The 21,638-nt window shown below is 40.0% G+C and carries 21 protein-coding genes; 6 read left to right on the top strand and 15 right to left on the bottom strand.

Annotated features, from left to right (window positions below; all coding sequences use genetic code 11):
* The first annotated feature begins 24 nt into the window (after window positions 1–24).
* A complete protein-coding gene (locus tag B4U37_RS07670; protein ID WP_010192310.1) occupies window positions 25–309 on the top strand; it encodes a hypothetical protein in 285 nt (94 codons plus the stop codon).
* Between the two features lie 6 nt (window positions 310–315).
* On the opposite strand, the gene B4U37_RS07665 is transcribed toward B4U37_RS07670, so the two are convergent.
* The 3 genes from B4U37_RS07665 to B4U37_RS07655 form a co-directional block, all read right to left on the bottom strand.
* Window positions 316–1,299: a YeiH family protein gene (locus tag B4U37_RS07665; RefSeq protein ID WP_088017756.1), complete on the bottom strand. Its 984-nt coding sequence runs from the start codon at window positions 1,297–1,299 to the stop codon at window positions 316–318.
* Between the two features lie 302 nt (window positions 1,300–1,601).
* Window positions 1,602–2,492, bottom strand: a complete 891-nt coding sequence (locus B4U37_RS07660) for an ABC transporter permease (RefSeq protein WP_088017755.1) — start codon at window positions 2,490–2,492, stop codon at window positions 1,602–1,604.
* 13 nt (window positions 2,493–2,505) lie between these two features.
* A complete protein-coding gene (locus B4U37_RS07655; protein WP_088017754.1) occupies window positions 2,506–3,423 on the bottom strand; it encodes an ABC transporter permease subunit in 918 nt (305 codons plus the stop codon).
* A 216-nt stretch (window positions 3,424–3,639) separates the two neighbouring features.
* Here B4U37_RS07655 and B4U37_RS07650 point away from each other — a divergent pair, with 216 nt between their 5' ends.
* Window positions 3,640–4,776, top strand: a complete 1,137-nt coding sequence (locus tag B4U37_RS07650) for a mechanosensitive ion channel family protein (protein ID WP_198317094.1) — start codon at window positions 3,640–3,642, stop codon at window positions 4,774–4,776.
* Window positions 4,777–4,791: 15 nt separating this feature from the next.
* On the opposite strand, the gene B4U37_RS07645 is transcribed toward B4U37_RS07650, so the two are convergent.
* Both B4U37_RS07645 and B4U37_RS07640 read right to left on the bottom strand, forming a co-directional pair.
* On the bottom strand, window positions 4,792–4,977 hold the full coding sequence (locus B4U37_RS07645) for a hypothetical protein (protein WP_010192302.1): 186 nt from the start codon (window positions 4,975–4,977) through the stop codon (window positions 4,792–4,794).
* Window positions 4,978–5,104: 127 nt separating this feature from the next.
* Window positions 5,105–7,396 carry an ATP-dependent DNA helicase gene (locus B4U37_RS07640; RefSeq protein ID WP_088017753.1) on the bottom strand — a complete coding sequence of 764 codons (2,292 nt, stop codon included), beginning with the start codon at window positions 7,394–7,396 and terminating at the stop codon, window positions 5,105–5,107.
* A 126-nt stretch (window positions 7,397–7,522) separates the two neighbouring features.
* Here B4U37_RS07640 and B4U37_RS07635 point away from each other — a divergent pair, with 126 nt between their 5' ends.
* The 3 genes from B4U37_RS07635 to B4U37_RS07625 are packed head-to-tail and all read left to right on the top strand — an operon-like array spanning window position 7,523 to window position 11,206.
* Entirely contained in the window at window positions 7,523–8,962 is a 1,440-nt protein-coding gene (locus B4U37_RS07635; protein WP_157663746.1) for a spore germination protein, read from the top strand.
* Between the two features lie 14 nt (window positions 8,963–8,976).
* Window positions 8,977–10,083, top strand: coding sequence for a GerAB/ArcD/ProY family transporter (locus B4U37_RS07630; protein ID WP_088017751.1), 1,107 nt, complete (start codon window positions 8,977–8,979; stop codon window positions 10,081–10,083).
* The gene (locus B4U37_RS07625) at window positions 10,070–11,206 is read left to right on the top strand and encodes a Ger(x)C family spore germination protein (RefSeq protein WP_088017750.1); all 1,137 of its coding nucleotides are present in this window, start codon (window positions 10,070–10,072) and stop codon (window positions 11,204–11,206) included. The genes B4U37_RS07630 and B4U37_RS07625 overlap by 14 nt, the downstream gene beginning before the upstream one ends.
* 167 nt (window positions 11,207–11,373) lie before the next feature.
* Here the strand turns inward: B4U37_RS07625 and B4U37_RS07620 are convergent, their stop codons facing one another.
* From B4U37_RS07620 to B4U37_RS07600, 5 genes are all read right to left on the bottom strand, one after another.
* The gene (locus tag B4U37_RS07620; RefSeq protein WP_088017749.1) at window positions 11,374–12,096 is read right to left on the bottom strand and encodes an alpha/beta fold hydrolase; all 723 of its coding nucleotides are present in this window, start codon (window positions 12,094–12,096) and stop codon (window positions 11,374–11,376) included.
* A gap of 67 nt (window positions 12,097–12,163) precedes the next feature.
* Complete coding sequence (gene kynB, locus B4U37_RS07615) at window positions 12,164–12,790, bottom strand: arylformamidase (RefSeq protein WP_088017748.1); 627 nt, start codon at window positions 12,788–12,790, stop codon at window positions 12,164–12,166.
* A 12-nt stretch (window positions 12,791–12,802) separates the two neighbouring features.
* Window positions 12,803–14,074 (bottom strand): kynureninase, encoded by a 1,272-nt coding sequence (gene kynU, locus B4U37_RS07610; RefSeq protein ID WP_088017747.1) that lies wholly within the window; start codon window positions 14,072–14,074, stop codon window positions 12,803–12,805.
* 266 nt (window positions 14,075–14,340) lie between these two features.
* Window positions 14,341–14,568 carry a hypothetical protein gene (locus tag B4U37_RS07605; protein WP_010192293.1) on the bottom strand — a complete coding sequence of 76 codons (228 nt, stop codon included), beginning with the start codon at window positions 14,566–14,568 and terminating at the stop codon, window positions 14,341–14,343.
* Window positions 14,569–14,691: 123 nt separating this feature from the next.
* Window positions 14,692–15,258, bottom strand: coding sequence for a hypothetical protein (locus B4U37_RS07600; RefSeq protein ID WP_088017746.1), 567 nt, complete (start codon window positions 15,256–15,258; stop codon window positions 14,692–14,694).
* Window positions 15,259–15,354: 96 nt separating this feature from the next.
* Here B4U37_RS07600 and B4U37_RS07595 point away from each other — a divergent pair, with 96 nt between their 5' ends.
* Complete coding sequence (locus B4U37_RS07595; protein WP_157663745.1) at window positions 15,355–15,966, top strand: hypothetical protein; 612 nt, start codon at window positions 15,355–15,357, stop codon at window positions 15,964–15,966.
* A 27-nt stretch (window positions 15,967–15,993) separates the two neighbouring features.
* Here the strand turns inward: B4U37_RS07595 and B4U37_RS07590 are convergent, their stop codons facing one another.
* The 5 genes from B4U37_RS07590 to B4U37_RS07570 all read right to left on the bottom strand — a co-directional run bounded on the left by B4U37_RS07590 (window position 15,994) and on the right by B4U37_RS07570 (window position 21,418).
* Window positions 15,994–16,734 (bottom strand): phosphatase PAP2 family protein, encoded by a 741-nt coding sequence (locus tag B4U37_RS07590; RefSeq protein WP_088017744.1) that lies wholly within the window; start codon window positions 16,732–16,734, stop codon window positions 15,994–15,996.
* Window positions 16,735–16,821: 87 nt separating this feature from the next.
* On the bottom strand, window positions 16,822–17,634 hold the full coding sequence (locus B4U37_RS07585) for a GNAT family N-acetyltransferase (RefSeq protein WP_088017743.1): 813 nt from the start codon (window positions 17,632–17,634) through the stop codon (window positions 16,822–16,824).
* Between the two features lie 279 nt (window positions 17,635–17,913).
* Complete coding sequence (locus tag B4U37_RS07580; RefSeq protein ID WP_088017742.1) at window positions 17,914–18,870, bottom strand: 3D domain-containing protein; 957 nt, start codon at window positions 18,868–18,870, stop codon at window positions 17,914–17,916.
* A 233-nt stretch (window positions 18,871–19,103) separates the two neighbouring features.
* Window positions 19,104–20,096 carry a class I SAM-dependent methyltransferase gene (locus B4U37_RS07575; protein ID WP_088017741.1) on the bottom strand — a complete coding sequence of 331 codons (993 nt, stop codon included), beginning with the start codon at window positions 20,094–20,096 and terminating at the stop codon, window positions 19,104–19,106.
* A 2-nt stretch (window positions 20,097–20,098) separates the two neighbouring features.
* Window positions 20,099–21,418 carry an FAD-dependent oxidoreductase gene (locus B4U37_RS07570; protein WP_245840087.1) on the bottom strand — a complete coding sequence of 440 codons (1,320 nt, stop codon included), beginning with the start codon at window positions 21,416–21,418 and terminating at the stop codon, window positions 20,099–20,101.
* Between the last annotated feature and the right edge of the window lie 220 nt (window positions 21,419–21,638).

The following is a 21,638-nucleotide window of genomic DNA, read 5'->3' as shown; positions in this document are numbered from 1 at the left end:
GGATGGACACTAAAAAAGGAAAAGGTGATTGTCGTGCAAGCCTTTGCCGTTGTCCATCCCATCATTGAATTAGAAGACAGCATCATTATTGAGTTTCTAGATGAAACCGAACCTGAAGACAGCCGCAGATACCGATTGTTTTTAGGCAAACAAACATTGCATGTTTCTAAACTGATTGTTTTCCGTCCAACACTTGAGTCCTGGCAGGATATTACATCCATGCTTTCTCCATTCTACTTGGCTTCATTAAGAACTAAACTGATGGAACAGACCGCAGATTATCTTGATAAACGGGATGCAATTTCATAATAGGGTTTACAAAATATACAGGATGAACAGTAAACTGGTGACTCCAACAAATACAGAAGCAATAAAACCGGCGAGAAATGGTTTCATTCCTAAACTGTGAATACTCTTCCACCTAACCTGAAGACCAACGCCGGCCATGACCATGACAATAAGGAATTTCGCAATAGACCCCAAATATCCGCTCATTGCTTCCGAGATCATACCAGTTGAATACATTCCACTCATGAATAAAAAGCCAAGGATAAAAACCGGAAAGGCCCCTTTCAAACTTTGCGCACTGTCATTTCTGCGAACCATAATAAAGGAAATGGCGAGTACTAGAGGAAGGATAAACAGGGTACGAACTAGCTTCACTGTTGTCGCAACTTCCCCTACCTCATCTCCAAGCAAGTACCCTACCGCTACAACAGAAGAGGTATCATGAATCGATGTACCTGCCCATATTCCCATTTGCGAAACAGATAGTTGAAGCCACTGCCCAAGAACAGGATAAAGGAACGTTGCCAAAATATTAAAGAAGAAAATAGTAGAAATGGCATACGCAACGATTGATTCTTTAGCTTTCACCACACCTTTAACCACCGAAATAGCTGTTGCCCCGCAAATGCTGGTCCCTACACCAATCAATAATGCTAACATTTTATCTATTTTCATCAGTTTACCTACTAATAATGTGACTGCTATCCCTCCGGTTACTACTAAAAGGATTACGAGGATGGATTGAGCGCCAATATCAAGGATACTGCCAAAACTTAAGGTTGCCCCTAAAAGGATAATCGCTACCTTAAGCCATTTTTTCACGACCATCACTATTCCTATATTATATTTTTCATTAAGTTCGAAACTGTTCCGGATAATGATTCCGATTAATAAGGCGAATAGTACTGCACCGATTGATGGGAATAATCCGCCGAGTAGTTTGGCTGCTATTGAAATAATCAGGATAAGTAATATTCCCGGAATGAATTTATAGATGTCTGTTTTATTCATAATTTAACTCCTAACAATGGTAAATGCACACTTTCCCTATTTTAAAGAATAAAAAAAAGCCTGTCGAGAACTTTCGACAAGCTAAGTAATTTAAAAGACACCGCTGTTGATTTCCGCAAAACTGCTTCGCTTTCCGCGGGGCGACCTTGAGCCTCCTCGTTTCACTGCGGGGTCTCAACATTGTCGCTACTCCCCCACAGGACAAGGAAGGCTTCGGCAGCAATACATCGCACGAAGAAAATGCGTACCATTTTCGAGGAGTCTTCGTATTTTGCTCCAATCAACAGATAGAAATCTTATTATTATGCTTCTAATCGGTGGAAGTGCTTGCGGAGGCCTTCTCCCAATACATTGAACGTGAGAACAGTGAAGGCAAGCGCCAGGGCAGGAAAAAATGGAATCCAGAACGCACGCAACAAATCCCCTCTCGCCTGACCAAGCATCGTCGCCCAGTTCAAACTTGTATTCTCAATAATTCCTGAGCCGTAATTCAATTGCACAAACTGCTGCGTAATAAAAATACTAAAAATACCAAGCTGTCCAATCAGCAGTGCAATCCTGCCCATATCAAGGAAAAACTGAACCACTAAGTCAGGCAAAGCATTAGGCAAATAATACGTGATGAAAAGTGTGAGCGGAGAGACGCCGACAGTAATACCCGCTTCTACATAAGGTGTCTTTTTGATCATATGGAAATGACTTTGTAAGATTGTTCCGACCCTTCCCACTTCAATCGCTGCCAAAATGGCGATAGCCCAGAAGAATCGGTGTTCATGGAAAAAGATGATAGGTAAGCTCAAAAGGATAATGGCAGAAAATATGACCGGCAACGCAGAAAATATTTGGTTCCATCCTTGAAGGATCCAATGGAAAGGGCCTTTTTTATTTACCGACAAGACCGCCAATAGGATGGCGATTGCGTAGCGTAATGCTGCAACGGCCAAAATTAACCCAAGAGTTTCCCTCGCTCCGACCACTATGATGCTTAATAGATCCCTTCCCTCTTTATCCGAACCTAAAAGAAAATCTCGTGAAGGCTCATATGGCGCTGTTAACACTCCAGAGTCCGTGAAAATAATGCGCTTTGATTCTAGCACATTATCAATAAAAGGAAGGTAAGGTCCTATTAATGTTATTAAGACCAAAATAATGAAAAAGCTGCTTCCTAAAATCAACGTCCAATTACGTTTCATTGTTTCACTTCACCTACCTTGGTTCAAGTTTCTTCATAAATAGAATGGAAAGGACTTGCGCGGCAAATACAATAACCATAAAGCTTAAACCGAAGCCGATAATAAGCCCAGATTCATTCACATAACGCATACTCCCCGATAAAGAGCTTTTGACATCGAGTGCTTGAAACATTCTATAGGCCGCGCCCCTGTAATCCAAAAACCATTCCACGATTAAAAGATTGGACAATAAGTAAAGCATAACCGCGGGAAGGTTTGACATGATGGGATAGAGACTATTTTTAAGCATGTGCTTCCATAACACTTTTTCTTTGGATAAACCTTTTGATCGGGCTACTTGAATATATGGTTTCCCTTTTTCGTTACCAAGCGTAGCTGATGTGATTCTTGCAACATAAAGCATAGGATACAATGCAACCAACACCCCTGCTATCAAAAAACTAAACCAATGGGAGTGGCCAAATAATTTAATAAAAGGTAAATGGAATATAATGACCCACTGCAAGCAGAGGATTAAAAAGAAATCGGGTATAGATTGGATGAGCCACGTTAACCCTTTACCAAAAACATTCCACCCGTTATTACGATCATAAAAGTCGAAAATCCCTTTTAGTATTCCAAAAATAATGGTAATAGCACATGCGGCTACTATTACTTTCAGACTTCTACCTAAATGTGGCCATAGTTCCTCTTCAGCTGGTTTATTATACCTGGTCATACCTAATGTATTATTATCTTTTACATCTTTAAGGAATAAAGATATATTATGGTGATATGCCGCCCAGGAAAATTCATATCCGTATTCCAATGTTTGAGCCCTTCCTTGCACATCAATATCAGGCTGCCTAGGGAATAAGACTGCCAAGATTAGTAAAACTGCAATAAATAAAAAGAACAGAAATGACTTTGTTATGTTCCAAACTACCCCCATGTTTTCCTCCTCCAGTAATCCAACGAAATCCGAAACACTTTCAATATAGTAAAATACTACCACTATTCAACTTGTAATTCTATAAGAATATTAATTATTCTGATCATTCCCGCACTTAGGCTAGTCGTTGAAATCTGCCATACTTCGTAGTAATATAGTGATTTATGATAGGGTCCTTTAAATAATGGAAGCACCCACCCTAAGGAGGTTTGTGCTGTGAATAAAACAATTGATTGGTTCACCAATGTCTGGACTGCCGACTATTGGACGGACATGAATTTCTGGATAGATATGGGAGTTTCTCTACTTATCCTCCTGTTGTTCCTTTTATGGAGAAAACTGTTTACTAAGTATTTTTTTAAAGGAATATTAGCCGTTTCCAAAAAAACACCTACAGATCTTTTCACTTATATTGTACTAGCCTTTGATAAACCTGTAAGAATGTTCTTTGTGATACTCGGTATATTCTTTGCCTTGAAAACAGCCCCATTTACAATAATGGAAGCAGCAACATTAACTAAACTCATGCGCTCTTCCATTATTGCCTTATTTGGTTGGGGGATATTCAATTTCATCCCGTATTCTTCTAATCTATTTACAAACCTTTCCACTAGATTAGAATTTGAAGTAGACAAAATCGTTATGCCGTTTGTAACGAAGGTATTGCGATTTATCCTTCTCGCATTAGTATTCAGTATTGTGCTAGAAGTATGGGAATATGATGTTGGCGCGATTGTAGCTGGTCTGGGTCTTGGCGGACTTGCCTTTGCATTAGCCGCACAAGAGTCTATTAAAAACTTATTAGGTGGATTCATCATTGTAACGGAAAAGCCTTTTACAATGGGAGATTGGATCAAGACACCAAGTGTAGAAGGAGTCGTAGAGGATATTTCATTCCGCAGCACACAAGTGAGAACTTTTGCTCAAGCTGTAGTTACCGTCCCTAATGCCACTCTATCAAATGAACCTATCACAAACTGGTCCAAAATGGGGAAACGTCAAGTCACCTTTAAACTTGGCGTCCAATACGATACAAGCCGCACCAGTTTAGAAAGAGTGGTTCGAAGAATTGAAAATATGTTGCGCAACCATGATGCGGTTGACCAAGAAACCATTCTAGTCCGATTTGATAGTTTTGGAGCCAGCAGCCTGGATATTTTCCTTTATTTCTTTACCAAATCCGTCATGTGGGGCGAATATTTAGAAGTAAAAGAGAACATCAATTTTAAAATCATGGAAATCTTGGAGGAAGAAGACGTAATCGTAGCCTTCCCGACAAGAACGCTCCATATCGAATCTCAAGAAGAAAAAGAACAAACAAAACAATACAGCCTAAGAGGCGAAAAGGCATAACCCATACGTTTAGGGTTATGCCTTCTTTATTGTGCTGACTTTTTTACTTGGTACATCATAAAAGAAATAATTGTACTCTGTCTTCAACTCAGTTGTTGTCATCCCATCTAACACCAGTGAATCATACACACCAATTAGAAGAAGTTTGTTTATATAATACTCACGCTGCTTCTCTAACGCTTGATGAAGTTTCCTGCTCATTATTATTCACTTCCCTTTCATAGGCTACAGTTTAAAAGGTAAGGTTTTGGTTTATTATCCTAATTACTTAGAATATACCCAAAAAATATTGATACAGGATAAAGCTAATGTAAATTATTCTTTAAGATTATTTCCTTTTGAAATTTTGCCACTCAGGTGGAAGAAGCTCTCGATATTTAGGGTAGAAATAACGATCATCTACTAGGAGAAGGAAACCAGTATCTTGTTCACTTCGAATTAACCGTCCTCCTGCTTGCTGCACCTTATTCATACCTGGATAAACATAGGCAAAATCAAATCCGTTCTGCCCTTGCTTTTGAAAATGCTCCTTCATTACATTTCTTTCAAGAGACAGTCTGGGCAAGCCTACCCCAATAATTCCAACACCGTTTAAACGGTCCCCTTTCAAGTCGATTCCTTCAGAGAAAATTCCTCCAAGCACCGCAAATGCTATAAAGGTCCCTTTCCTGTCCGGATTGAATCTATCTAGAAACAGTTCGCGTTCTGTTTCTGTCATGACAGGCTGCTGTACAAGTGTTTCAATGGAGTCCTCCACAGCGAACTTCTCATACGCTTCAAAAACCAAAGATAAATACTCATAAGAAGGAAAAAACACGAGAAAATTCCCCTTTTCGGAATGAAACACCTCCCTGATTGCCTCTGCAATTGGTTGAATGGAGTTCTGCCTATCTTGATACTTTGTAGAGATGTTTTTGGCATAAACCTTAATCTGGTCTTGGTGAAATGGTGTATTAATCGATATATAATAATCATGCTCCTCCCCGCCCAAAACAGTTTGGAAGTAGCCTAGCGGATGAAGAGTTGCTGAGAAGAACACTGTGGCAACCGCCTTGCTTGTTGAGTCCATAATTGCCGCAGAAGAGTCCATACAAGCAAGCTTAACCGTCACTTCACTCTTATAGATTGTCACGATGGTTTTGTAACGATTGTTATAGACTTTAGCTATTCTTAAGAAATCTTGTCCTGCAAAATACGCTTCCAATATTTCTTGATGTGCCATGCCTGAAGGATTCCTTAATAACCACTGTTCACACGCTTCCACAGCTTCCTCGAGCACTTCAATTAGTAGTGGAGGCTTGTCATCAAACACAAACTCGTTTGTCTTCAGCAACTCCTTCTTCCATTTCAACATTGTGTCATTGACCGCTTTGAGCTTCAAGTACAACTCTCGATCCAGTCCCTTTATTTCTCTAGAAACCTGTAAGAAAACTGATTTTGACAAGGAAGCAGATAACATCTCCCGAGATCGGTCGACTAGATTATGGGCTTCATCAATTAATAGGATCGCCTCCTTATGAAAATCTCCCCACCGTTGAAGCCGCACTTTTGGATCGAAAAAATAGTTATAGTCACAAATCACTACATCGGCAAACATCGCAAGGTCAAGCGAAAACTCAAATGGACAGAGCTGATGTTTCTTTGCATATAACTCAATGATCTTTCTATCCATCAACCGCTCGTTATCAAGAATATCTTTAATACCTTCTTTCAGCCGGTCATAATAACCATCTGCAAAAGGACAGAATTCTTTCTGACAAATGGTCTCTTCTTGAAAACAGATTTTTTCCTTTGCAGTGACTGTAACAACTTTAATCTCTAACCCATTTTCAATAAGTAGCCTAAATGAATCTTCTGCCACCATTTTTGTGACTGTTTTAGCTGTCAGATACATTATTTTCTCTTGTTTTCCCTCCTGCAAGGAGATGACCGATGGAAAAATAGTTGCAATGGTTTTACCGATTCCTGTTGCGGCTTTTGCAAATACTCTCTTTTCTTCGCGTATCGTTTTATAGACGGCCTTTGCCAGGTCTCTTTGACCGGTTCGATAGGTATCATACGGAAATTTAAGTTTGGAAATGCTCTCCGTCCTTGCTTGCTTCAACTTCCATAATTGCTTTTGGAAACTAAGATATTCTTTTGCGATCTCCTCGACAAACATAGTCAGTTCCCTTAACTCATAATGCTTTTCAAAAGTCTTTTCGTCCTCGTTCTCCCTTTTTGCATATACCATGTGAACCGTTATATGATCCAGTCCATTTTTCAGGCAATAAATATAGGCATACATTTTCAACTGTGCCCAGTATGTTTTATAATCTTCTTCCGTGACGGAGTTCAAGTCCCTTGCTGTTGTTTTTATTTCCTCTATGATGACTTGCTTTTCATTTCGATAGACTCCATCACATCTTCCTTCTATATGCAGCTCAAAGTCATCTATTTGTATTTGAATGGAAAGATATACTTCCTTTTCATAATTATCGCCTCTGCTGGCTTGCAATCGTTGATGGGTCCTTGTGCCCTCTTGCATAACATTGGAGCCTGTAAATCGCGAGTCAATGCTTCCGCCCATCATGACAAATTCTACAAGTTTTCTAACTGATACCAACAATTTCTTCATCATATAACCCCTGAAATCTCATTTTCCCTTAAGTATAACAAAAGAACTTCTTCAACTATGCATAATTACTACACCGTCATAGGAAAATATAGTAAATGGAAAGATTTTTTTAAGGTGGTGAAGAATTCCATGACGAAAAACGATCCGCTGACATTAACCACAAAGCTCGAAGAAAACCTTCTTCATTTAAGAGAGAGGTTCGTCCATTCTGAGGATTTTATCATGGAGTATCTCCATCTCCAAGATGAGGAAGCTTATATCGTTTATATTGAAACAATCATAGATAAGAAGCTCGTTCAAGAAAGAATTTTAGAACCCCTTAAAGAAAGTAGAATCAGCTACAAGGATGAAAAACAACCTCTTCCACTAGTAAAAGAAACAAATAGTATGAAAGAAATTACACAAAGCCTGCTTGAAGGAAGTTGTATTGTTCTTAGCAAGGATTCAGACCTTGCATATGTATTTAACGTACCCTTTTCAAATGATAGGAAAGTGAAAGAACCTGAGACGGAAGGCATTATTCGTGGAGCACATGATGGATTTGTTGAATCTCTGTCTACTAATATTTCTTTAATTAGAAAACGCATCCACAATTCTAACTTGAAGGTAAAATACTTTTCCATCGGCAATGATTCTCATACAAAGGTTGCCTTAATCTACCTTGATCATATCGCCAATAAAAAAACAGTGGCACTATTAGAACAAAAACTTTTAGAAATTAATATCGATTATATTTTGTCACCAGGCTATATTGAGGAATTTGTAAGCGAAAACTCTTCCATTTTCCCCACCATGCTCAGCACCGAAAGAGCCGACCGTACTGTTGCCAATTTAATGGATGGAAGGGTAGCCATCATGACGGAGAGCAGCCCTGGTGCATTAATTGCTCCAACCACTTTTTTTACCTTTTATCAATCACCTGATGATTACAATAGCAGGTGGTATTTTGGTTCCTTTATTCGTTTTCTCAGGATTTTGGGATTTTTGATATCAATTGCTCTCCCTGCATTATACATAGCCATAGTATCCTTTCATTTTGAAATTTTGCCGACGGAAATCGTATTCTCTATCAAATCTTCCTTGGAGAACGTTCCGTACCCTCCGCTTATCGAGGCACTAGGCATGCAAATTACCTTAGAGATTTTAAGGGAAGCATCGATCAGGCTGCCCAGCAGGATTGCCCAAACAATCGGGGTTGTTGGAGGCTTGGTTATCGGGACGGCGGTAGTAGAGGCAAATCTTGTATCCAACACGATGATTATTGTTGTTGCCATTACAGCCATTTCCTCCTTTATCGTGCCAATAACGGAAATGGGCTCTTCCATTCGTTTATTGGGTTTTCCTTTTATGATTATGGCTGCCATGTTTGGATTAATTGGAATGAGTTTCTTTTTTATGTTCCTGCTTATTCACCTTTGTAAGCTTGAGTCCTTTGGCACGCCTTATTTTGCACCATTCTCTACATTAAGATGGTCAGAAATGAAAGACACATTAATAAGGGTTCCACTACCATTTTTAAAGCAGAGACCAATTGATACCATGCCAGTAAAGAACAAAAAGAAGGTATAATAAGGAGTTTTTCTATGCAAAAGGGCAGTGCAGTCAGCATCAGTCAAGGTCAATTGTTTTTTCTTATCATCCAGGCCCAAATCGGGGTTGGCATACTTTCCTTACCTTTTGCTGTCCATAGCACAGCAAAAGGGGATGGTTGGATTTCAACGCTGTTGGCAGGTTTTGTCATTCAACTCTGGATGATGATTTCTTTAGCACTATCCAGGTGCTTTCCTGAGAAGAACTTTTTTCAATTATTACGACATCTGTTCGGGAAGTATGTAGGTAGTCTCCTTATTTTCTCTTACACCGTATATTTCACAGCGATTGCTGGCCTTGTTGCTGTTCTACAAACAGGATTGATTAACAAGTGGATTCTTCCCTTGACCCCTTTTTGGATCATCTATTTATTAATCATTATTGTTGCTGTTTATTTGGCAACAGACAATATTTTAATCATCGCTCGATTTTTTGGATTATCTACCGGAGTTGTTGTGTTCTTCATCCTGCTTGTAGCAACCGTCTATCGGGATGCAAATATAGCGTACATTTTACCTATAGGTCAGAGTGGATTAAAGAATATATTTTTCGCCATTAAGGATGTATTAATCGCTCTGACAGGCTTTGAACTAATTTTATTAATTTACCCTATGATTAAAACCAAACAAAAAACAGCCAAAACACTTACCTTTGCTAATATAACAACGGTGTTCATATATAGTTTTCTTGTTTTTACGAGTTTAATCATTTTCAGCCCTGAAGAGATGACACTTGTCCCGGAACCTGTGCTCTATATGTTAAAGGCTATTTCATTTGAGGTGATTGAAAGGCTTGATCTTATTTTCTTGTCCATCTGGGTAATTCCAATGACGAACTCTTTCATCATTTACTTGTATCAAGCAAGCAAGGGTTTAAAGGAACTGTTTCATAGACAATCCCACGCTCCATTTGTACCGGTAATTGTGCTGCCAATTTTCATTTCAGGTTTTTTCTTACAAAATAAATTTTTAATAGAAGATATAAATAATATATTTCAATATATTGTGTTTATTTTCGTCTTCTTGCTTCCAGTTTTGTTCTTAATGGTTGCCTTGGGTAAGAAACAATGGCAGAGGGGGAAAAATCATGAGTCGTCGTAACCTTTGGAATATAGTTTGTGTATTATTAACGCTGGTACTTTTGACAGGTTGCTGGGATCAGCGACTATTAAAAGACTTGAAATTAGTGTTTACAGTCGCGTTTGACGCAGGGGAAGGAGATGAAATCATTTCTCATATTGCCATCCGGGAATCTGAAAAGTTAAGTGTGGGGGGACAACCAGGGCAAGCAACTGTGGCAGTATTAGAAGGCAAGGGAATCACATTAAGGGACACGCGACTAAGTTTAAATAGACGGACTCCTGGAGAGTTTTCACCAAGTAAAATGAGGGTGTATTTAATGGGGGAAGAACTTGCCCAAAGAGATATCTATTCCATTCTTGATATTTTATATCGGGATCCCAAAGCTCCCCTTGGTGCAAAGCTTGCCATCGTGGAAGGAAAAGCAGAAGACATCATTCACATGAAAACAATCAAAGAAACGTTATTAACAGAAGCTATTTCAGATCTATTGGTGACAGCAGAGGATAATACCATCATTTTAAATGAAACCGTCCAAACTGTTTGCCCTACCATGTTTGATCCAAGTGCAGACTTCTCCCTGCCTGTTATTAAAAAGATTGAAACGAATGATATTGACGTGGTCGGAATGGGATTGATCAGCGACAGAACTTATACCGGGGTTACCCTGGATGCCAAACAATCTACTACCTTACTTATACTCGGAAATAGAAAAGCGAAAGTTGCGCAAGTAAATATGATGGTACATCCAGAAGAGGAAAATCCACAGAATCGTTATATGACTTTAAGTATCTCTAAAGCAAAAAGCAAAATAAATACAACTGTAAACTCTCCAACCGATATACAAGTAGCGATAGATTTAAAAGTAACTGGTACTATTGCAGAGTATCCGAAGAATCATGTAGTAGACAAACAAAAGGTAAAGGAACTCGAAGAAAAAGCAGCGCAATATTTAACCAATCAGTCTGAAGAAGTGATACAAATCATTCAAGATGCCAATAGTGATGTATTGAAAATAGGACAGCATATTAAGGCACATCACAATAAAACATGGAAGGATATTAAATGGCGGGAAGTGTATCCAACAATTGAAATTGTTCCCAATGTGACTGTGGAGATTACAGGCACAGGGATTATCAACTAGTTGCGTAGTGCATAAAACATTAAGTAGTGGGAAATTGCCGCTGTTCCTTTCCGCAAATGGCTTCGCTTTCCGCGGGACCATGCTTGAGCCCGCAGGCAAGCGAAGCGCGTGGAACGGAAATCAACAGTACTATATTCTTCTTTAATATAGAAAAATAGTGAGGGGCTTTAAAAGCTCCTCACTACTCCTTGTACGATCCGTTCCCACTGTTCTTCTTTGGAGATGCTTGCTTCATTATCTCCTTTTTGGAGACCGTAGTTGCCGAACTGCGAATGATTTCCCCCTTGAATGATGAAGGTGTACATCTGTGATGGCAGACGGGAATCAGCTTTTGTTAATTTTTCCTCATCAATAACACCATCAAGCTGGGCTTCAAAAGTAATGACATCACCTTTGAATGATGTTAGATCATCATCTTCTGCAGGATATGCTGCCATCAGTATCAGACCTGTGACCTTATCAGGGTTATTTTTCACATAGTTGGCTGCCATTGCCCCGCCGAGAGAGTGACCAGCGATCACCCATTCCCGATCATCATACTTCTCAATGATCTTGTCCGCTTTATCTGGATTTAACACAGCAAGATGCAAAGGCATCTTCGCGATTATAAATGGAACCCCTTCTTCTGCCAACATCTTGCCTAATGGAGCATATGCGGCAGCTTCCACTCTTCCACCAGGATAAAAGATGATACCGGCTTCCTCATTCTCTTCAGTTGGAAAGAAGGATATCCAACCACTATTTTCTTTTACCATTACTTCATCTGTTGATTCCATACTTTCTTCATTCATTAATTTATAAGGTGTTGCAATTAAGAAGAGACAGGCTGCAGCCGCTACACCAACAACTATCCCTAAGGTAACTAAACTGGTTTTTTGCCATTTTTTCATCTTTGTACCTCACCATAATAGATTAATGTCTATTGTATGAAAACCAAGAATGGAAAGCAAATTTCTATCAAACATTTTCTATAAGTACTGCTCTCACTGGACATCCGTCTGCACCCTTGATCTTCAAAGGCAGGGCAATCAGCTCGTACTCTCCCTCTTGTATATCCCGTAAATCAATTCCTTCTAAAATACAAATATTAGCTTGGTGTAAACTATGATGGATGTTTAACTCTTTACTATCCAAAACATCTACACTGGGAAGGTCCACACCAATTAGAGGCACCTCCATATCTCTCAACAATTCCACTACTCCTAAGGATAATGTTGGAATTTGTTCAGGAAACTCGCCTTCTTTTTCCCATGCATCCGTTCTAAAGAGAATTCGTTTTGCATGATGTTGACCTATAACCTCTTCTACATGCTTCCTTTCAATTTTATGATGCCCCCTCACATCCACAACGACTGCAGGCCCCTTGAAAACAGAAAGGTCCAATTCATCCAACCGCTTTCCCTTGTCATCAAAATGATATGGTGCATCTACATGAGTGGCTGTATGCACACTCATTTTTATGCTGCCGACATTAACCGATCCTGTATGCTGCTTGGACCAGTTAACCTGATAGTGAAACGGAGTATCCCCCGGCCAAGTTGGTGTATCCTCACTAAGTGGCCTTGAAATATCATACATTCTCATCGCCTTGCCTCCTTAAGCAACTACTTCCCGTTCATTGGAGTATTTTTCATAATGTTTTTCATTCATAATATTTCGCAGAATTTGTACGGTCTCATACAAATCTTTATAAGTAGAATACAGAGCAACAGGAGCTAGCCTGATGATATTCGGCTTACGGAAATCCGGAACCACTCCAAGCTCCTTCAATGATTTACAAATTCGTGCAGCTTCTGGATGTTCTAAACTCACATGACCTCCACGGCAAACATCCTCCAATGGATTGGTCATTTTAAATCCGTATCCAGATAACTCTTGCTCGATTAGTTCCATCATCACTCTAGTTTGATGGAGTGATTTGTCCCTGATTTTCTTCATCCCAATTTCTTCAAACATCTTTAATGAACCAAGCAGCGGGGCCATGCTGAAAATATGGGGTGTCCCAATCTGATAGGCTCCGCTTGTAGTAGCAGGTGTAAACGTATGTTCCATATCAAATTGCTTTTGCTTGTCAGATCCAAACCACCCTGTTAACCCAGGTGTTTTATCAAAGTGTTTTTCATGGACAAATAATGCTCCCACTCCACCTGGACCGGCATTTAAGTACTTATAATTGCACCAATAGGCAAAGTCCACTTCCCATTGGTGGAATCTGTGCGGAATGGCACCAACAGAGTGGCATCCATCCCACCCAACGATGACTCCCTTTTCATGAGCTGCCTTTGTAATCTTTTCGATATCAAACAACTGACCGCTGCGATATAGGACGGTTGGCAAGATTAGAATGGCCACCTCTTCATTTAGCTCGTTGATGATATCCTCTTCACAAATAGTATGGCCATCCCTGCTCTTCACTCTAATAAGCTGCTCATCCGGATTAAAACCTTTTAGTTTCAAAATACTTTGAACCGCATAAATATCAGAGGGAAAGTTCAACTCATCCGCTACAATTTTGGTTCGTTTTTCTTTTGGATCGTAAAAAGTTGCAAGCAATTGATGAAGGTTCCCCGTTGTAGAACCCGTGACCATCACTTCTTCCTTTTTCGCACCAACAAGCGGAGCGCTCAATTCTCCAAGTTTTTCCGCAAAATAAAACCATGGCTCCTCCCCGCTCGTCCAACCATCTATGCCATGGTTTTTCCAGGAATCCAATAAGCTTAGAAGGGATGACTCTGCCCTTTTAGATAAAAGCCCTAGCGAATTTCCATCCATGTAGATGGAACCTTCTTTTATGTAAAACTCATCCCGATACTTTTTTAAACCATCCTCTTCATCCCATCTATTAATCATATCCACTGTAATCGTCATCACAAATCCCCCTTTGCATCTCCATTACATTATCTCATTATTCAGTTAAGTGGGACAATGATTTATTATTACTTTTAGTTCAAAATAAAGAGTGATATATAGCTGTTGATTGGAGCAAAAGGCGAAGACTCCAGCGGGGGAGTAACGGTAGGTTGAGACCCCGCAACGAAGTGAGGAGGCTCAAGCACCGTCCCGCGGAAAGCGAAGCCGTTTGCGGAAATCAACAGCGGCGTTCCAAAAAAAAGAGACTCTACTATTAGAGTCACCTAAAGAACATTTTGAGTTAATTGATAAAATAAATCCTGCATTTTCTTCTCCGCAAGATCATTAACAACATTTCTAGTTTGCAAGGAAGGATTACCATTAATTCGGAAACTGTAGTCAAGAATTTCTGGATGCATTTCGGAATACATAAATTCAATCTTCACTTTATGTCCTTCTGACTCCATCATCAGTGTGCATACTTTATTGCCCATAAATTCTGTGATTTTCACCACGGATTCCTCCTTCTCTCCTTTCACAACACTTACTATTTCTACAGATACGGACAAATTCCCTTTAAGTTTCAGCAAATTATTTAAATTTTCTGCAAAAAAATAAGCGGAATTGATATCCGCTTAAAAGTTCTTTTTCAGGTAATTATTTATTCTTCTGATTTCTCTGTTGTTGCCGAGTGCATGGGTTACACCCCAGATATTTGTTTCGCCTTCTTCTTCTGTTACTTCATTGAGGGAAACATCCAAATCATGAAAAATCCGGTGTAAGTATTTCAACGCCATTCTGTCATCATTTCTTTCCACAAGCATAATAAGCCCATTGGCATTTTCCATGTCATTCCATACCTTAGATGGGGCAAAGCCTTCTGTTTTCATCCAATTGACAGCAGCTTTCAGTTCTTTCCAATCGTCAGATGTTTTCAAGTTTCGGAGATCGACAGTGTCCGCCCCTCCCCAACCAGTTACGTCATTTAAATATTTATGTTGTTCTGCTAAGACTTCTAAAGTGCTGACTTCTCTGTTTCCCTGATATAGAACCGCATCTTCAAATTCTTGATGCTCTATTTCCTGCACACTTGCAAGTGTCGTGGAAGAAAATAAGGAACCCCCATCGACATAATCATAAAAATGATAACCAATAACACCAATAATGGCTACCAGCATAAAAGTAGAGATGAATTTTAACAAAGTACTCACTCCCGATCTGTCTTGCTCTATCTAACCCTTTGCTTTGCCCTCTTCTCCGTTTATTGGTAGGATAAAAGAAAAAGCCATAGGTGAGAAATGATGAATAAAAAACGTATTATCTTTATTATCGTCTGCACTCTAACTTTGTTAACAGCATGTCAGGAACAAAAAGAGACAAATGATGCAATTGAGGCAGGCCCATTAGACGGATTGTTTGCAGGAAGTGAGCTTTCATATGAAGAATATAAATTCATTATGGAATTTATCGTAGATCGCACAAAGAAAATGGAAATAGAAGACAAAAAGTTGGAAAAATGGGTCATCCGCGCAATAGGTGATGAGAGGCTAATGAATAAAAGAGACCTCACCAAAGAGGAGGCCTTGGAGAAGGCAGAGTACAATTTAAAGTATTACGAAACATTTATGTCTGTAGCAGAAAATAAATACAATGTGACCGTTACAGAAGAAGAACTTGATAATTGGATAGCAGAAGGACCAGATCAGAGTGATGTTCCCCAGCATAAAGCTTATGCAGAAGCATTAGATATGACCCTTGTAGAATTAAACCATGATTATGATAGAGACTTATACGAGCAAACTATGGTGATGGAAAAACTCCAACATGTGTTGATAGAGAAATATGAAACGTCTGATTTGGAAGAGGTTAAAAATAAGTTTAATAAAGAAGTAGAGGCGCAAATGAAATAGAACGGCCCAATTGGGACCGTTCTATTTTCATTTTCTACGATAAATAAGATTGGAGAGATGAGCCCGCTTATCTTTGTCCCGATAAACCTTCATCATTTCCATTGAAAATATGCAGCATATCAGCCAGATCAACCCGACTGCATAACCTGCCAATATGTCACTTGGATAATGCACTTGAAGATAGACCCTGCTAACACCTACTAAGATGACAAGGGTGGCCAACAGTCCAATTGCAAGCATTCTCATTTTAAAGAAGCGTTTTTCTCGGGCAATCAGATATATGATGAAACCGTATAAGATAAAACTCCCCAACGCATGCCCGCTCGGGAAACTATATCCATTCCCGTCGTATTCCGGAGCCATTGTAGGCCGTTCGCGCTGAAAAAAGTACTTCAAGCCAAAGATAAATAATCCCCCACCGCCGATGGAAAGAATGAAAAACACCACGCCGAGTACATCTCTTTTTTTCAACCAAAGGAATAACACCGTAATTATGCTCGCAGCGGTTATCCACCAGACGGAACCAGTTTCCGTTAACAACCTTAGAACGTTAGTTAATGTTCCGCTTTCTAGAGATTGAAAATAATCCATGATGACATGGTCGAATGTAAACTTCTCCTGTTCCCATACATCCTCTGCCAGTTCAAGGAACAAAGCCGTGGCGGAAATCATGAGAACTATCCCCGCAAGGATAAGCAGGCCAGGCGCCCATACCTTACTAAAATCAATCTGTTCCTTCCAATAGCGCGCTTCCTCTTTTAAATTCATTCAATCGCCTCGTTTACGTGATAAGTTTCCTATTACCTTATTCCACTAAAGCGACTGGGTAAAACGTTAAATAAAAGTTGGGAGTTCCTACTCTTGCTCTTGTTTATGAAAAGAATACATCATCCAAAATCCTATATCCTGAAAACCTATCCGCTTATAGATTACTCCCGCACTCGGATTGTCATAAAACAAACACAGCTCTTTTCCTTCTTGAAGAAGTTGATCGCACAATTTGACCATGCATTGAGTAGCGTATCCTTTCTTTTTAAAATTCTCAAGAGTTGCCACACCCACTACCATCGCTGATACCGTATTTTCTGCCGTAGTCGAGGCAGTGGAAACCATCATCCCTTCTTCCTCCACGAAGAAGGAGCGAGAAACCCCTTCCGCTAACACACGTTTCTTTCTTTCCACGGTAATGATGGAATCACTGAACTCCGGAACTGATTTTAATAATTGGACAAGTCTGTCAGCATCCTCTGGAATCGCCTGAAGGACCTTTGAAGTATCAACAGTAGCTACTAGCTCATGTGATAAGGCGATACACTTCGCATAATAGGTCTGTCTTTTCCTCTTTAACCGGTGCATTACAAAGGGTTCAATCCTTGCTGTCACGTCCTTTAAACCTGACATCATAGTAAATTTCGGATCATTCAACATGATATTCGCAAAACCTTCAGCATCAAAGGCATCTTTAGCATAAGGAATAAAATTTTCTTCATAATTAAGAAGAACCGCTATAAGTTCCCCTTCTTCATTAAATTCTCCCCAAAGCCTCTGAAAGTCTTTTTCATACCCATAAGCCTCGATGTCTCCAATAATAAACAGATTTTCTGCAGGTTGTTCACTTAAAAAATCAAAACATCTTTCATGATCCGCCTCTGCCAATCTCCTAATCATAATCAATACCTCTCCCTGTTTGAGATTTGGAAATATTCTCATATTTTACCTAAAAATCTATTAAGAGGGAAGATAAATTTGAATACAATACTAGTTGATTGGGGTGGAAGGCGCGAGACGCCCGCGGGAGGAAGGGACAGGTGAGACCCCGCAACGGAGTGAGGAGGCTCTCGGACCGCCCGCAGGCAAGCGAAGCGCCTGGAATGGAAATTCAACCGTTCTAAGTAAACCATAGAAAAAGAGGCCACCCGATGACATCGAGCAGCCCCTATCAATCTATTACTTATAAACTTTCACTTGAACTTCTTGTACACCATAGTTAATAGCATCTTGCTTTTCTGGAATGAAGATATCTATCTTGTTTCCTTTGATTGCTCCACCAGTATCTCCAGCAATTGCCTCACCATAACCTTCAACCCAAACTTTAGATCCTAAAGGAATAACATCTGGGTCAACAGAAATAACTTTCATATCTGGGTTTTCCAACAGGTTGATTCCTGTTGCAGTGATACCAGAACATCCTTCACAACTTGCAGTGTAAGCAGTAGCTGTCATCGTTAATTCTTGCGCTACTTCTGGATCAGCCGCTGTTTCTTCTTCAGCAGGCTCCTCAGCTGGTGCTTCTTCTGCTGGTTCTTCTGTTACAGGTTCTTCATCTGGTGCTTCCTCTGCTGGTTCTTCTGTTACAGGTTCTTCAGCCGGTGCTTCCTCTGCTGGTTCTTCTGTTACAGGTTCCTCAGCCGGTGCTTCTTCCGCTGGTTCTTCTGTTACAGGTTCCTCAGCCGGTGCTTCCTCTGCTGGATCCTCTGTTACAGGTTCTTCAGCCGGTGCTTCTTTCTTAACAGGAGCTTCTACAGGAACTGGATTTCCATCAACATAAATTACTAGCTCGTCCCCTGCATAAATTAAATCAGGGTTTGAAATGGAATTCCATTCTGCTAATTTTTGATAAGAGACACCTTCATAGTTTTGAGAAATTCCCCACAACGTGTCACCTTTTTCAATTTTGTATCGCTCAGACAATGCCACTTTCAATTGTTCTTGTGGATGAATTATGTCACTTGATAGACTGTTCCACTCTTTAATTTCTTCTACTGATATATTGTTTGCTTTAGCAATATCCCAAAGCGTGTCGCCTTTCTTTACCGTAACTTCTGCAGCAGAGGCATTTGCACCTAAACTAAACGTACCTGCAAGGGCCGCTGCCGTTACCAAAGAAACCATGCTCTTTTTCATACTAAATACCTCCTATGTATTTGACTCAGTGTTTTAATCATAACATGGTTTTAGTAGTTTCAAAGAACAGTAGAATAACATTTAGGTTACGTAAATAACGGGTATATTAAGGGATTATTACGACTTTTCCTTATATTAGAAGGATAAGGAAAACTATTCTAATAGAGGATTATTGCACCACAAAAATAGGACTCAACTTGGATTTCCTCCAACGTTGAGCCCTTTAACAAGGTTCACTTCAATTTCGTAAAAGTAATTTGATACCAGCCGCCTTCTCTAATGACCGGCTGCATTTTTTCCAATTTCAGTTCTGTTGCATTTGCCAGGTCTTTGAGATCATCTTCGGACGGGAGCGGGTACAAATTATCAAACGCGGTAAAGAAACTGTTGAACACACTTGAAAACTGACCTCCATGTTTCGAGTTGTGTATTGGTGAAACCACGGATAATGTCCCTTTAGGCGGCAACCACTCACTGATTTTCTTAAACAACTCTGTGCGGTCAGCAGGAGATATATAATGAAGGATATTGTTTAACATGACAAAATCCACCTTATCTTTTGGAGACCATTTATGAACATCCTCACAAACAATTTCAACCTGTTTTTGCTTTTGACAGTTCTTACTTGCTTCCTCTGCTACATCTTCATTCAACTCAATTCCAAGCATCTGCGCTTTTGGAAACTTCTGTGAAAGCTTTAACAAATACCCCCCGCTGCCACACCCTACATCTACCACGGTATTCGGCTTCGCTTTTTTCATTACCTTCATCACCCTTGGAATAGCTAGTTGTTCTAAAAGGGATGAAGTTTGCGCGACGACCATTCCATGTTCTTTTTGATTAAATTGCTCTTTCTTTTCTGTCTTCATCATTTTTGGGTACTTGATCAAGGTTGGAATATGAAGTTCCATCATCTCTTTTAAAAGCACCCCGGTAGAACGAGGGTTATGTTTACTCGAAGGAACCATGAATTTTCTCACCGTTTGGTACCGCTCCTTCGACTTCTTTTTTAAATATCCGATCACGCCGCCTACTTCGACCCACCTTTTCAATAGGTCTTCCTTTAGTTCATGTTCTTCCGCCACCTCCATAATGGTCTTCGGCTTTTTGAATGCTTCATATAAATCTAATTCATACCCAACATAGGCATGCCAACTATATAGGAAGGGCAAGTTTCGCTTCATATACCCTCTCGCTTTAAAAAGTCTCACATATTCACTTATCATACCTATGCTTCCTCCTTATTTTTCCATGGGTAATCTTCTTCTTCCGTAAAAAGATGGCGGCGGTCAATCTTGCGCTCATCGTGGTCTTTCCTCTTAGGAACTACTCCAGACTGAATGACCCTGTCCACTATGGATTCCTTCCATATACCCAAACCAGAAATGTTCAGCATATGTTTAATATGAAGAACGGGATCGTTGGTCAGCTGATCCATCACTTTGCTTCTCCATGTCACAAAAGATTTGAGCGGACGGGAATAAGCCAAAGCGGATAAGTGACTCAATTTCAATACATGACGGACCCTTGGTTTTCTTACAGCTTCATAATAGGATAGATAATCCGGAGAATGTTTATCTTTGTCGTACATCCAACAGAGCAGCTCTCCAAGCACGTCTCCGTCCTGAATCGCCAAATTCATTCCCTCACCTGCCATCGGATGTACGCTATGTGCAGCATCCCCTAGCAAAGCAATGTTGCCTTTCACATAGTTTGAAACATGATAATGCACCGGAATCATAAGCTGAATTTTTTTCCAAGAGTCTATTCTTTGCACAAAACCATCCAGTTCCGGGCATAGTTCTAAGTATTTTTGGTAAAAAGATTCTAGCCCTTCTTCTATCATCTGTTTATAAGATCCCTTTGGAATTAAATAGACGCTGCGCACCAGATTATCCGGCAAAGGGAAAAGTCCTAAAAATGTATCATCTGTAGAGATGATCTTTCCTTCTGTCATGCTTTCAGGCCTTGGAAACGTTACAGTCAAAAAATGATGGTCATAATTCTTTTCCTTTTTCGGCACCTCCATCATTTCACGTACCTTCGATTTTCGCCCTTCTGCACTAACGTAATAATCTGCTTCTAGTAATACCTCTTCCTTTTCCATTCTCACCTTAGCCTTGTTACCTTCAAAGCCCATAAAACGGCCAGGCTGTAAATATTTAAAGGAAGGATATTTCTGTGCTTCCTCGAGTAGTATCGTTTTTAAGATTTCATGGGGGATCATCAATGCAAAGTTATAAGGATTTGGAAGTATGTTATAACTCATCGATTGGATTGGTTGTTTGTTTTTTTTATCGAGCTTTTTCTTTTCAATCAACTCAATATGGTTAATTTTATGTCCGTGTTGCAGCACCTTTGGAAGAATGCCATTTTTCTCGAAAATTTGTAGCGTCTTCGGCTGCACTAATTCTCCCTTGTACATGTGCGGGCTTCCTTTCACCTGTTCCACCACTGTTACACCAACACCACACTTCGCAAGCTTCAGCGCAACCGTCAAACCGCCAACACCGCCCCCAATCACCAACACATTCGCCTTCAACACCATCACCACCTATACTCATTTCATTCCACTAAACCACCAAAGCAAAACTTGAGAACTCTCTGAAGGATGGAGAAAAAAAGTCCTTCAGGGGGTCAGACCCCTGAAGGATTTTTGAAACCAATGTCGAAGTCACGCTAACCGGTTGAGGGGAAGCTTGGTGACGGCTAGAAATGAAAATGCAGCAAATACGGTATCGGGCGATTTTGAGAAATTACGGGCGACT

Source organism: Sutcliffiella horikoshii, assembly GCF_002157855.1.
In the GTDB taxonomy this organism is placed as follows: Bacteria; Bacillota; Bacilli; order Bacillales; family Bacillaceae_I; genus Sutcliffiella_A; species Sutcliffiella_A horikoshii_C.
This window is presented reverse-complemented; position numbering and strand designations above follow the sequence as displayed.

Bases quoted from the DNA above. Each gene is read 5' to 3' on its own strand.
- B4U37_RS07625 (WP_088017750.1), top strand. From the start codon at position 10,070: ATGAGTCGTCGTAACCTTTGGAATATAGTTTGTGTATTATTAACGCTG.
- B4U37_RS07590 (WP_088017744.1), bottom strand. From the start codon at position 16,734: ATGAATTTAAAAGAGGAAGCGCGCTATTGGAAGGAACAGATTGATTTT.
- B4U37_RS07660 (WP_088017755.1), bottom strand. From the start codon at position 2,492: ATGAAACGTAATTGGACGTTGATTTTAGGAAGCAGCTTTTTCATTATT.
- kynB (WP_088017748.1), bottom strand. From the start codon at position 12,790: ATGAGAATGTATGATATTTCAAGGCCACTTAGTGAGGATACACCAACT.
- B4U37_RS07645 (WP_010192302.1), bottom strand. From the start codon at position 4,977: ATGAGCAGGAAACTTCATCAAGCGTTAGAGAAGCAGCGTGAGTATTAT.
- kynU (WP_088017747.1), bottom strand. From the start codon at position 14,074: ATGACGATTACAGTGGATATGATTAATAGATGGGATGAAGAGGATGGT.
- B4U37_RS07570 (WP_245840087.1), bottom strand. From the start codon at position 21,418: ATGGTGTTGAAGGCGAATGTGTTGGTGATTGGGGGCGGTGTTGGCGGT.
- B4U37_RS07630 (WP_088017751.1), top strand. From the start codon at position 8,977: ATGCAAAAGGGCAGTGCAGTCAGCATCAGTCAAGGTCAATTGTTTTTT.
- B4U37_RS07620 (WP_088017749.1), bottom strand. From the start codon at position 12,096: ATGAAAAAATGGCAAAAAACCAGTTTAGTTACCTTAGGGATAGTTGTT.
- B4U37_RS07580 (WP_088017742.1), bottom strand. From the start codon at position 18,870: ATGAAAAAGAGCATGGTTTCTTTGGTAACGGCAGCGGCCCTTGCAGGT.
- B4U37_RS07595 (WP_157663745.1), top strand. From the start codon at position 15,355: ATGATGAATAAAAAACGTATTATCTTTATTATCGTCTGCACTCTAACT.
- B4U37_RS07585 (WP_088017743.1), bottom strand. From the start codon at position 17,634: ATGATTAGGAGATTGGCAGAGGCGGATCATGAAAGATGTTTTGATTTT.
- B4U37_RS07655 (WP_088017754.1), bottom strand. From the start codon at position 3,423: ATGGGGGTAGTTTGGAACATAACAAAGTCATTTCTGTTCTTTTTATTT.
- B4U37_RS07575 (WP_088017741.1), bottom strand. From the start codon at position 20,096: ATGATAAGTGAATATGTGAGACTTTTTAAAGCGAGAGGGTATATGAAG.
- B4U37_RS07640 (WP_088017753.1), bottom strand. From the start codon at position 7,396: ATGATGAAGAAATTGTTGGTATCAGTTAGAAAACTTGTAGAATTTGTC.
- B4U37_RS07665 (WP_088017756.1), bottom strand. From the start codon at position 1,299: ATGAATAAAACAGACATCTATAAATTCATTCCGGGAATATTACTTATC.
- B4U37_RS07635 (WP_157663746.1), top strand. From the start codon at position 7,523: ATGACGAAAAACGATCCGCTGACATTAACCACAAAGCTCGAAGAAAAC.